Genomic DNA, 11,213 nt, shown 5'->3' on the forward strand with positions numbered 1-11,213 from the left:
CGACGACGGCCTGCTACATGGCTGCGTGTGGCAGGTCTTAAACAACTGAACTGGGCTAGCGAAGGAGTGGGGGCAACAGCAGCTGCGCTGGTAGACTTATCCACAGTTGCTGGTAACAAAATCAGCAATCCGCCCTGGGTCAAATTTCAATCGGCAGGGTGGGTCAATTTTCCATCAGCGCCAACACACTAAGCAACCATCAGAAAATTTTGACTGTACGCCAAAAAATTCGCATCTACCAGCATCTAAACAGGCGTTGTTGATTATCATAAAACACTGACACTGTATTATATAATCGTGCTTTTGTGTTATTTTTTTAATATTTACTGATTACGTACTTGCTTAACCACTCAGTTGCGCTAGAATTAATAGACGCGAAATTTAAATCTCTAATTTTCCAACACTTAGTAAAACCTCGTTTGCCATCCCACTACCATTGTAGGAGCAAATCAGGAGACATAAAAAATTAGCGGTAGCGTGCCTGGCCCTCTAGATAAGTATTGGAGACTGTAATGAAGTTTGAAAAGTCACAGACAGCAATCGACCACCTGACTCCCGAGCAACACCGAATTACCCAGGAGGCGGGCACCGAAAGGCCCTTCACGGGCGAGTACAACGACAACAAGGAGCCTGGCATCTACGTCGACATAGTGTCGGGAGAGCCACTGTTCGCTTCGACGGACAAGTTCGATTCGGGTACTGGCTGGCCCAGCTTCACCAAGCCGATCGTTTCGGCAAACGTGAACGAGGTGCGGGACAGCGCACACGGCATGGTCCGGACGGAGGTCAGGTCAGTACACGCAGACAGTCATCTCGGCCATGTGTTCCCCGATGGTCCTTCCGACCGCGGCGGTCTGCGGTACTGCATCAACTCAGCGTCCCTTCGCTTCATCCCGCGCGACGAGATGGAGTCCGAGGGATACGGTGAATATCTCGATCAAGTAGAGGAGGCTTAACATGCATCAGCGCGCTGTTCTCGCAGGAGGATGTTTCTGGGGCATGCAGGATCTGATCCGCAAGCGGCCCGGCATCATCTCGACCCGTGTGGGTTACACGGGCGGCGATATTCCGAACGCCACGTATCGTAATCACGGCACGCATGCCGAGGGGATCGAGATTGTCTTCGACCCGACAGTGACGAGCTACCGGAACATCCTGGAATTCTTCTTCCAGATCCACGATCCGACGACGCTGAACCGCCAGGGCAATGATCGTGGGCTCTCCTACCGGTCGGGCATCTATTATGTCGACGAGGAGCAGAAGCGCGTCGCCGAGGATACGATCGCCGATGTGGATGCCTCGGGGCTGTGGGATGGCAAAGTGGTGACCGAGGTCCAGCCGGTCGGCGAGTTCTGGGAGGCCGAGCCCGATCACCAGGATTATCTGGAGAAGCGCCCGGGCGGCTACACCTGCCACTTCGTCCGTCCCGGCTGGGTGCTTCCGAAGCGCCAAAAGGTTGACGACGTACAGCCAGCGGCCGGGACCGCGGCGGAATAGGCTTCACTGCCGTTGCCACTGCGCCGATCCGGTCCGCAATCTTCGTGACCGCGTCGTTCAGCGACGCGGTCATCGAACCCTACTTCAGAGTGACGGCTCGTTCCAGTCAGTCGCCATCGCAACACCAGGATCGCAGATTTATGCCAGACCTCTCGTCCTTTCCGATCACGCAGCGCTGGCCGGCATCTCATCCCGATCGCCTGCAACTCTACGCAGCCCCTACGCCCAATGGCGTCAAGGTCTCGATCATGCTTGAGGAGACTGGCCTGGCGTACGAGCCCCACCTGATCGACATCTCGAACAACGAGTCGAAGGATCCGGCGTTCGTGTCGCTGAACCCGAACGGACGCATACCGGCGATCATCGATCCGGCTGGCCCTGACGGTAGACCCATCGCCTTATGGGAATCCGGTGCGATCCTCCTCTATCTGGCCGACAAGACGGGTCAGTTCATCTCCACCGAACCAGGCCAGCGTTACGAGACCCTAGCGTGGGTGTTCTTTCAGATGTCGGCCATCGGGCCGATGTTCGGTCAGCTCGGCTTCTTCCTGCGATTTGGCGGCAAGGACTATGAGGACAAGCGGCCGCAACAGCGCTTTATCGACGAATCCACGCGTCTGCTGGGGATTCTGGATCGCCGGCTGGAAGGCCGCGACTGGATCGTCGACGACTATTCGATCGCGGACATCGCGACGCTCGGCTGGGTGAATGCGCTGGTGGAATTCTACGCTGCGGGTGACATCCTTGGCCTCAGCAGCTTTTCGAACGTCCGCGCATGGCTTGGACGCGGGCTGGCTCGACCGGCCGTCCAGCGTGGCCTCCACATTCCCGCGAGGCCAGCATGAGCATCATCGCCGCCTATTATTACAACGAAGGCAAGCGAGTTCGCGAAATCGCGCTCGATGAGCACGTCAAGTTGGGCGAGAGTCGCTCGGGCTTCTGCTGGATCGCGCTTAGCGAACCCACCCCCGAGGAACTACTCGCGATCCAAAGGACATATAATCTTCATCCGTTGGCGATCGACAACGCGATGCACCCGCTGTGCCCGCCCAAGCTCGAGGTCTACAACGATGAGTTGTACGTCGTCGCGCAGACCGCCGAGCTGGTCGGCGACCGGATCAGCTACGGCAAGATGGCGATCTTCACCGGTCACAATCACCTTATCACCGTGCGGCACGGCAATGCCGGAGCGCTGGGCAAACTTCGGGAGCAACTCGAGGCATCGCCGACGCAGTTCGGCAAGGGTGTCGACTATGTGCTGCACGCGATCTTGCATCGCGTGGTCGACCAGTATCTGCCCATCTTCGAAATGATCGAGGACGACGTCCTGGCGATGGAGCGACGGTCGCTGCACGATTTCCTCGGGCCAGAAGAGGTGGCGCGAATCTTCGAACTAAGGTCCGAACTCACGCGGTTCCAGCGCACGCTCGGGGCTATGGCCGAGCTGGTGCGAAAGCTCGTTCGCGGCCACTTTCCCTGCATCAGCGCCGAAATGACACCATATTTCCACGACGTCGCGGACCATGTCCACCGCGTGCAGTCCATGGTCGACGGCCTCCTGCTTGTCCTGTCCACGGTCTTTGAGGCCAGCAGCCTTCTTGAAGCGCAAAGGACGGGGGTGATCACCCGCCAGCTGGCGGCTTGGGCGGCAATACTGGCAGTCCCGACGGCGATCGCTGGAATATACGGCATGAACTTTAAGCACATGCCGGAGCTGGACACGGCCTACGGATACTTTGTCGTGCTCGGAGTGATAGCGATATCGTGCGTTTTCCTATTTGTGCGCTTCAAGAAGGCTAAGTGGCTGTGAATACTGCCCATCGTTTTCTTCGCCGTCATCTGACGGTTACAGCGGGCCTTATACGGAAGCTTGTCCAATCCAACTCAAGATGAAGGTGCGTCCATGACATAGCAGCTGACCGACGCTCTACAAGCAGTTCAGTCCTTCATCGCCAAGGGCTAAGACCGCGAATAGCGCGTCAAGGACAGCAATCTCGTCGATCTCGAGCCAGGATCAACCATCGGTCCGTGCGGCATCTGCGTCGACGCGGCGTTTCGCCTCGGAAGCGGTGATGATGGCGATAACGCCTCCACCCTCTACGCGATCACCGATCCGGCGACCGAGCATAAGGGCCTGTTGATCGACGTGTTCGATGAAATCTGCTACCGCGACCCAGTTCAAGAGTCGGGACCTCAATGTAGAAGAAGTTGACTAACGAGCATTCGCGTCATCCGATCAAGCAAGCTGGAGACATTTATGAAAGCCATTGGTTACAAGGTTCCGGGACCCATCGCCGCGGATGCCGCGCTGGTCGACATCAATCTGCCTCGGCCTGTCGCTGCAGGATACGATATCCTGGTTGAGGTGAAGGCCGTCTCGGTCAACCCGGTCGACTACAAGGTCCGCAACAGCACGCCGCCGGCAGATGGCGATTGGAAGGTGCTGGGATGGGATGCCGCCGGGATTGTGCGCGAGGTCGGCCCCGACGTCACGCAGTTCGAGTTAGGCGACGAGGTCTATTATGCCGGATCGATCACACGGCCCGGTACCAATGCGGAGTTCCATCTCGTCGACGCCCGGATTGTCGGTCACAAACCTGCGTCGCTCTCCTGGGCGGAAGCGGCGGCGCTGCCGCTGACGACGTTGACGGCCTGGGAGGCGATGTTCGACCGCCTGGACGTGGCGAAGCCCGTACCCGGTGCGGCGGAGGCGATCCTCATCATCGGTGGCGCGGGCGGGGTTGGGTCGATCGCCGTCCAGATCGCGCGACAGCGCACGGACCTCACCGTCATCGCCACAGCCTCTCGACCGGAAACCCAAGAGTGGGTAAGAGGGCTTGGAGCTCACCACGTCATCGACCATTCTCGTCCGCTCGCGCCACAGATCGCCGAACTCGGCATCGGTGCTCCCGCTTTCGTCTTTTCGACCACACATACCGAGCAACATGTCGCCGACATCGCCGAACTGATCGCCCCACAAGGACGGTTCGGACTGATCGACGATCCCAAGGCATTCGATATCATGGTTTTCAAGCGCAAGGCGGTGTCGATCCACCACGAGCTGATGTTCACGCGGTCGATCTACGGCACGCCCGACATGAATGAGCAGGGCGAGATTCTGGATGCGATGGCAGCGCTGGTTGACGACGGCAAAATCCGCACGACGCTGACCCGGCGACTGTCGCCGATCAATGCCGCCAATCTGAAGACGGTGCATGCACTGATCGAAAGTGGCGCGGCTAAAGGCAAGATCGTCCTCGAAGGCTTCTAACGACCGCGATCGCCAAACATCTTGTCCAACCTCAAAAAGCCGAACGGGTTATGCCCCAGCGATGAGAATCCCATGACCAAATCTATTGCCACCGCCTCGATCAACCGCGAAACCGCAGTCGCCCTCATCGACGCGGCGCTCGCTGCGGCCCGTGCCATCGGCATCCCGGCTGCCGTCGCCGTCGTCGACGCCACCGGTAACCTGCGCGCGTTCGAGCGCACCGACGATGCGCCGTTCCTTACCGTCGATGTTGCCATCGACAAGGCCTGGAGTTCCGCCTCGTTTGGGTTCCCGACCCATGTCTGGAACGACTATGTGACCAACGATCCAAAAGTGGCGCCGCTAGCCTATCGCCCTCGGATGGTCGCTGTCGGCGGCGGTTATCCGATTCTGGAGGATGGGAAGTTGATCGGCGGCATAGGCATCTCCGGAGGCAACTATCAGCAGGATCAGGATGCGTGCGTCGAGGCACTCATGAAAATCGGGTTCCAGTTGCCAGCCTGACGACTGTGAGGCCATCACCGGTGGTAATGGCCAACAGATCCAACCTTTGAGAGGCCTAATGATGGAAGCGTTCGTCGTCTTTACGCGGGAAGAAACCAGCGACCCACATGCACTCGCAACCTATTCTGCAGGCGTCGGACCATCGTTCGATGGTCACGACGTTACCTTTCTCGCCGCTTATGGCGCGATCCAGCATTTGGAGGGGCCGCCCATCGAAGGGGCCGTAATCTTGCGTTTCCCGACGATGCAGGCCGCTCGCGACTGGTATGACAGTCCCGCCTACCAAACCATCGCTGCTCATCGCTTTGCCGGTTCCCGTTACCGCGCCTTTATCATTGAAGGGCGGCGGTGACATACCGACAGAAGCACTTCGGCGCTGACCACGAGGTATCGGCGTGTGAACTCGCATCTTGGGAATCTGTGGGGGGGACCAAGACAGCGGCGCTAGGGGCTCATATCGTCGATCGGATCAGAGAGTTGCTCGGCGAGAATGGGTTATCTATTGCCGAGCTGACGGAGCGGAGCCGCCCTCTCCCAACGGATTGATTCAATCGTTGACGCTCCTCCTATCCGGATCCGGGTTTTCGCACGCTGATCAACAGAGTTACAGCGCGCAACGCCTGTAGTGGGCATCAGGGGATGGGTGGCAATCAGGATGATTGCCCACCTTCCAACGATTAACCTTGCTCAAGTTGCTTCACTAGTCGCTCCGCGTCGAGATGGAAGTCCGAGAAAACAATGCTACCGCCAGCGTCGATAACCGTAAACCACGGAGTTCCTCGTGTGCGGTAGTCTTCCATGAAGGTTGGAAACGGCGAGCCGGTCGGTTGCTCGTCGTGACCGAAAACGATAGGAAGCTCATACTTGAGCTGGTTCACGCGCAACTTCTCGAAGGTATTCTCATGCGTTCCTTCGAAGACGGTCTGGATCACTGCGAACCCCACGTCTTTTGAGCTCAACGCTGCATGCAACTTTTGTAGCGTCGGAAACCCATGCAAATGGCAACCTTGGCACCAATGCTGGAAGGCAAACAAGATTTTCGGGCCGGGCCCGATATCTGACAGTTTGAACGGCGCGATACTTTCCCCATCTTTGCCAATCCATTTTTGCACCCGCAGCTCAGGCGCTTGTCGTTCGATCTCGTTCATCTGATCCTCCAACCCCGATACAGAAGCTTAGTGGATGATCGCGCGTCGCGACGGTGCGCGAACGTCCGACCTTATTTTCCCTATTTCCTGAAGCCAGAATAGATCAGATCGACATTTCGTCCTTAATATACTCAAGCTGCCGGCGAGCGCGAACTGGGCAACCATGCGCTGGTGAGCCTTGAGCTTTGCACGCTGCCCATCCGTTTGAGAGCGAACCTGCAACTTCCGCTCCGCATACCGCAGATCAGCGTACGCAGCCTTGGGGTTATCTACCCTATAGCCATTGGGTATTGGGAATCATGCTGGCCTGACGCTATGTTCGATACGCGATTTTTTACGATGATAGAGCATCTGTATCTGATTTTTAGTCGATTGGCTTATTCGGCGGATGTGCGGGCAAATGCTTTACGCAGAGTACTGAAATGAAGGCCGGCTTCGGTCTGCCGTATCGAGCAAGAGGGGTCACTATGGTCACCAGAGGTTTCACCGGTCGCGGTTCAGGCGACCAGTCCGATCGGATTCCGCCAGGTCAGCATCTGGTGGAGGATTTCCCTGTTCTGTCGGCCGGCCCTACGCCGAGGGTAGAGCCCTCCGACTGGAAATTCACAGTCAAAATTGGTCCGAAGCCCGTCAAAACGTGGAATTGGGGCGAATTCAACACTCTACCAAAGACCCAGGTGACAAAGGATATTCACTGCGTCACCTCTTGGTCCAAACTGGATACCGTTTGGGAGGGTGTACTCATTGAAGACATCCTTGCAGATGCAGAGCTTGATCGGCCTACCGATTTCGTCTTGGCGCACTGCTACGATAATTATTCGACAAACGTCCCTCTGACGGATCTGCTTTCCGGGAAAGCGATGGTCGCCCTCAGTTATGCGGGCAAGCCACTTTCCCGCGATCATGGGGGGCCGGCGCGTCTTCTAGTGCCGCACCTTTACTTCTGGAAATCCGCCAAATGGGTGAATGCGCTGCAATTCACGACGCGTGACGAGGCCGGCTTTTGGGAGCTGCACGGCTATCACATCTACGGCGATCCGTGGCGCGAACAACGATACACCCATGACTGAAAACGAAGCGCAAGTCCGTTCGTGGCAATCATGCGTGATCGACGACATCATCCAGCAAACACCGAGTATCAAGAGCTTCTTCCTTCGGTTGAGCAAGCCGTTCGCGCACACCGCAGGTCAGCACGTCGATATCCGGCTGACCGCGCCCGACGGCTACAGTGCAATGCGCAGCTACTCGATCGCGTCATCGGCAGTTTCGACCCCGATCGTCGAGATAGCTATCGAGCGCATGCCGGATGCCGAAGTTTCGCCGTTTTTTCACGACATCGCGGCGATTGGTGACGAAATCGAAGTTCGCGGTCCGCTCGGTGGCCATTTCCTTTGGCCTGAGCCTGCCATAGATCCGGTTCTGTTGATCGGGGGAGGCTCCGGCCTCGTGCCGTTGATGGCAATGATCCGGCAGCGCCGCGCATTGGCCCAAGCCGTTCCGACAGCGTTGCTCCTGTCCGCACGAACCGCCGAGGACGTTCTCTTCTCAGAAGAACTTCATTGCATCGAAATCAGCGATCCGGCGTTCGTCCTGGCGCTCGCGATTACGCGCGAGAAACCGGTTCGCGCATCGGACTTTGCGCGACGGATCGACGGCATGATGGTCCAAGAAATTCTAACCAGGCTTCAGGGAAAGCCGACGCAAGTGTTCGTCTGCGGGTCTAACGGATTCGTCAACATCGCAACCGATAGCGCGCTGCTGGCGGGCTTGGACGCCTCCATCATCAAGACGGAGCGCTACGGGGGCTAGCGGCGCGAGCTATCTCACGTCGCGCCGATCGTAGACGTGCGCCCTGGGAAGCTTTGGCGATCAACGTGAACCGTTTTGCCGAACACAGTCTTCGTACCCCCCGGCCTCTAGAACGCCTTCGCTCGCGATACCTGGCTCGACATCAAGCTCAATTTGAAAGTTCCTGCACTATCCGTCGTCCTGATATGCTCGACCAGCATGATGGGCGATTCGAGCGGGACCGCTTCCGTCCCAATCGAGGCTCGGTTACCTTAGAGCATCGGCTCGGCGCTACAGGAGGCGCGTGCGGCCTCTGCCTGGCGGTGAAAGCACTTTGGGCCATGTCGCCTGGATAGCGGCCAATCGTCAGCATCTGCTCCGATGTCGGCCAAGGTGCAGTCGCCATCTTTGAACGCCGCGAATTGGAGATCAACGCCATGACAGCGATCCGCGTGCAACTGCCGGAGATGCAATATGACAACTGATGTATTGCTGTACACCACGAATTGGTGCCCGTTCTGCCGCCGAGCGAAGGCGCTCCTCAAGGAAAAGGGCGTGCGATGGAAGGAGCTCGATATTGAGGCGGATCCGGCTCACCGGCAGGCCATGGCGGAAGCGTCGGGGCGAAGCTCCGTGCCGCAGATCTTCATCAATGGCACCCTTATCGGTGGCTCCGATGAGCTATTCGCGCTCGATGTCAGAGGCGAGCTCGACAAACTTCTCGGGCGCAACCCGCCTGCCACCTGAGGAGGTGCGGCTTGGGGCAGCCAGCCCGCGAGCCTTCGCCGGTTGATGAATACAAAAGGAGAGTCCGTTGGTCTCAGCCATCTGGAAAGACACTACTATCGCCACAAGCGACGAAACAGTCATCGTCGAGGGAAATCACTACTTCCCACCGTCAGGAGTCGACCTGAGCCTGCTTGAGATGAGCCCGCACACATCTGTCTGTCCGATCAAAGGCGCCGCGCGCTTCTTTCATGTTCGCGCGGGTGACGCGCTCAACGTGAACGCCGCTTGGACCTATCCCGCCCCCACTCCGGATGCCGAGGGTATCCGGGATTACATCGCTTTCTGGAAAGGCGTGGACGTTGCCTAGCAGACTGGACGGACGACTTCGCTGATAGCCATGCGGGCGCCGACATCTCAATTATCCTGCCCACCCCGGGCCTCGTCGGCTGCAGGAATCTGCCCGGCACCTTAGCGCGACCCGGCACTGGCGGTCTCGCACCCGCCGCGCCTCTGTTCTATCAATAAGGATGGATGACATGGAGCATTCCGAGTTCGATGCCGCTTTCGCGAAGCTTGCGGAGGGATACAGAGAAGGGACTTATGAAGGCCGGCGTTTCAGCTTGATCGTCCGGCGATCTGGGGACGGACGTCGCAACAGTCTGTTCGCCAGGGAGTTGGACGGGACTGACATTGTCAGCTTCAACCTCTTCCGCGTTACATCAGATAGGACATTGTTGAAGCCGTGCGAAATGTCCGCCGAAAAGGTCGTAGCGTTCGTGCTGGAGTTCCGACCGGACACCTGACGGGCAGAAGAAGATCCCGGCCAACCGGCGCGCCTGCGACGGCCGGCTATCTAAGGCTGCGCAAGCCTATAGCCGCAGCTCATTGCACTTCGTCTGGCGAGGAATTCAACATCGATACGTCGCCATCCGCGGGGATATCGGTACAGGCGCCCGTGTAAGCCAGATTGAGAAATCCTAAGCGATGACTAACACCAATGACGCCACCCTTCCGACACATTCTATTCTTGAGGAATGCACAGCGATGGCTGTCGTCAACGCTCTGAAGATTATTCTGAAGAACAGCTACGCGATCTACCTTAAGACAAAAAATGCCACTCGGGCGCATCCCGCCCCTACTTCAGGGACTTTCACTTGCTTCTCGCTCTGTCACTCACAGCATCGGCACGCCCATGACGCATGGTATCCAGGCCTCATAATTTTCCCATATAACCTTCTTGTCTTTTGCGCACCCAGAAAGACTCGAGGCTTTAACTGGACAGATGAGCCCTCGAGGGTAGTGTTCACCTGATTGGCTTTCTCATATCTGATGTTGATTCGCACAGTGTGCCAACCAGGTGATAGTTTCAAAAAACCTGCGCTTCAGAGCGAATTAGACGATCTTCGATAAGAGCGATCCGCCTCAAAATCCAAAACATCTAACATTGTCCTAGAGCCATATTTGTACCTAGTACTATGGCGCTCCCATTAACACATTTGATGATGCACAGAAAACTTAGCTCATGATAGCTTTCAGCTAACAGCTATTCGGAAGCCCGAAAGGATTCAACCGTTTAAGCGTGAACCGTCGATTATAAATACTTTCGTAAGTTAGCTTTAAAGGACGCTTTTAGTCCTTGTAAATACGCATTACGACTCCACAGCTACCAAATCCATACGGCGCCAGCAACCATTAAAACACCCGACACTACTAAAACAATAGTAGAGGCGCGATTGCTGCCTTTCAAAGTATGACCAACACCCACATCCATAACTAGGTGTCGAATTCCGGCTACGAGATGATAAATAAATGAAGAGTATACCAACCAGAAACTAACTTTGCCGAAAGGTGAAGAAAAAATCTCCTTGACTTCATTAAAACCCTTTTCTGACTCCAACGATTTGCTCAGCATATACAGTATCAGTCCCAGAAAAATAAAGAGCATAATTCCTGAAATCCGGTGCAGAATCGATGTAAGCGCCGTGAGAGGAAGCTGAATGGTTCGAATATCAAGATTAACCGGCCGCTTTTTATTCATTTTGACTCCAGTCAACAATTCTAGTGGGGGATTTCAGTTTTCGATCTCATTCATCATAGCAGCTGTAACTAAGGCTGGCGGCGACAATAATGGAGATATTCGGGGCTTACGTTGCATTTTGAGGTCGCAAGTGCATGTGCGTAAATTGAAGCAAATTGCAAGGTTATGCCCAATAGGTAGCTAGCTTATTAATTTAACAAAAGTGACGTGTGTCGTTCTGCAGGGCATGCTGTTCCCC

At 56.5% G+C, this 11,213-nt stretch carries 15 protein-coding genes; 12 read left to right on the forward strand and 3 right to left on the reverse strand.

The annotated features are described in order from the left end of the window. The first annotated feature begins 512 nt into the window (after positions 1–512). From msrB to N7650_RS27440, 4 genes are all read left to right on the forward strand, one after another. Positions 513–956: a peptide-methionine (R)-S-oxide reductase MsrB gene (msrB, locus tag N7650_RS27425; protein WP_003464965.1), complete on the forward strand. Its 444-nt coding sequence runs from the start codon at positions 513–515 to the stop codon at positions 954–956. 1 nt (position 957) lies between these two features. Beyond that, a complete protein-coding gene (msrA, locus tag N7650_RS27430; RefSeq protein ID WP_003464967.1) occupies positions 958–1,497 on the forward strand; it encodes a peptide-methionine (S)-S-oxide reductase MsrA in 540 nt (179 codons plus the stop codon). 140 nt (positions 1,498–1,637) lie between these two features. Further along, complete coding sequence (locus N7650_RS27435) at positions 1,638–2,342, forward strand: glutathione S-transferase N-terminal domain-containing protein (RefSeq protein ID WP_003464969.1); 705 nt, start codon at positions 1,638–1,640, stop codon at positions 2,340–2,342. Then, positions 2,339–3,307, forward strand: a complete 969-nt coding sequence (locus tag N7650_RS27440) for a magnesium and cobalt transport protein CorA (protein WP_003464971.1) — start codon at positions 2,339–2,341, stop codon at positions 3,305–3,307. The genes N7650_RS27435 and N7650_RS27440 overlap by 4 nt, the downstream gene beginning before the upstream one ends. Before the next feature lie 204 nt (positions 3,308–3,511). Here the strand turns inward: N7650_RS27440 and N7650_RS27445 are convergent, their stop codons facing one another. Then, complete coding sequence (locus N7650_RS27445; protein ID WP_016487060.1) at positions 3,512–3,679, reverse strand: hypothetical protein; 168 nt, start codon at positions 3,677–3,679, stop codon at positions 3,512–3,514. Positions 3,680–3,754: 75 nt separating this feature from the next. On the opposite strand from N7650_RS27445, the gene N7650_RS27450 reads away from it, so the two are divergent. From N7650_RS27450 to N7650_RS27460, 3 genes are all read left to right on the forward strand, one after another. After that, positions 3,755–4,768: a zinc-binding alcohol dehydrogenase family protein gene (locus tag N7650_RS27450; RefSeq protein WP_002118279.1), complete on the forward strand. Its 1,014-nt coding sequence runs from the start codon at positions 3,755–3,757 to the stop codon at positions 4,766–4,768. A 72-nt stretch (positions 4,769–4,840) separates the two neighbouring features. Next, the gene (locus N7650_RS27455) at positions 4,841–5,272 is read left to right on the forward strand and encodes a heme-binding protein (RefSeq protein ID WP_005006001.1); all 432 of its coding nucleotides are present in this window, start codon (positions 4,841–4,843) and stop codon (positions 5,270–5,272) included. Between the two features lie 58 nt (positions 5,273–5,330). Continuing rightward, positions 5,331–5,624: a DUF1330 domain-containing protein gene (locus tag N7650_RS27460; protein ID WP_003464978.1), complete on the forward strand. Its 294-nt coding sequence runs from the start codon at positions 5,331–5,333 to the stop codon at positions 5,622–5,624. A 325-nt stretch (positions 5,625–5,949) separates the two neighbouring features. On the opposite strand, the gene N7650_RS27465 is transcribed toward N7650_RS27460, so the two are convergent. Next, complete coding sequence (locus N7650_RS27465; protein ID WP_003464979.1) at positions 5,950–6,420, reverse strand: hypothetical protein; 471 nt, start codon at positions 6,418–6,420, stop codon at positions 5,950–5,952. A gap of 467 nt (positions 6,421–6,887) precedes the next feature. Here N7650_RS27465 and N7650_RS27470 point away from each other — a divergent pair, with 467 nt between their 5' ends. From N7650_RS27470 to N7650_RS27490, 5 genes are all read left to right on the forward strand, one after another. Further along, complete coding sequence (locus tag N7650_RS27470) at positions 6,888–7,490, forward strand: sulfite oxidase-like oxidoreductase (protein WP_003464980.1); 603 nt, start codon at positions 6,888–6,890, stop codon at positions 7,488–7,490. Further along, positions 7,483–8,229: a ferredoxin reductase gene (locus N7650_RS27475; RefSeq protein ID WP_002118292.1), complete on the forward strand. Its 747-nt coding sequence runs from the start codon at positions 7,483–7,485 to the stop codon at positions 8,227–8,229. Before N7650_RS27470 ends, N7650_RS27475 begins: the two co-directional genes overlap by 8 nt. 453 nt (positions 8,230–8,682) lie before the next feature. Beyond that, the gene (grxC, locus tag N7650_RS27480; RefSeq protein WP_005005995.1) at positions 8,683–8,955 is read left to right on the forward strand and encodes a glutaredoxin 3; all 273 of its coding nucleotides are present in this window, start codon (positions 8,683–8,685) and stop codon (positions 8,953–8,955) included. Between the two features lie 67 nt (positions 8,956–9,022). Next, a complete protein-coding gene (locus N7650_RS27485) occupies positions 9,023–9,304 on the forward strand; it encodes a DUF427 domain-containing protein (protein WP_003464986.1) in 282 nt (93 codons plus the stop codon). A gap of 169 nt (positions 9,305–9,473) precedes the next feature. Then, positions 9,474–9,740, forward strand: coding sequence for a hypothetical protein (locus tag N7650_RS27490; protein WP_003464988.1), 267 nt, complete (start codon positions 9,474–9,476; stop codon positions 9,738–9,740). A gap of 860 nt (positions 9,741–10,600) precedes the next feature. On the opposite strand, the gene sdhC is transcribed toward N7650_RS27490, so the two are convergent. Continuing rightward, positions 10,601–10,975, reverse strand: a complete 375-nt coding sequence (gene sdhC, locus N7650_RS27495) for a succinate dehydrogenase, cytochrome b556 subunit (protein WP_005005993.1) — start codon at positions 10,973–10,975, stop codon at positions 10,601–10,603. Positions 10,976–11,213 lie beyond the last annotated feature (238 nt).

The organism is Pseudomonas sp. GD04058 (genome assembly GCF_029836855.1).
Taxonomy (GTDB): domain Bacteria; phylum Pseudomonadota; class Gammaproteobacteria; order Pseudomonadales; family Pseudomonadaceae; genus Aquipseudomonas; species Aquipseudomonas bharatica.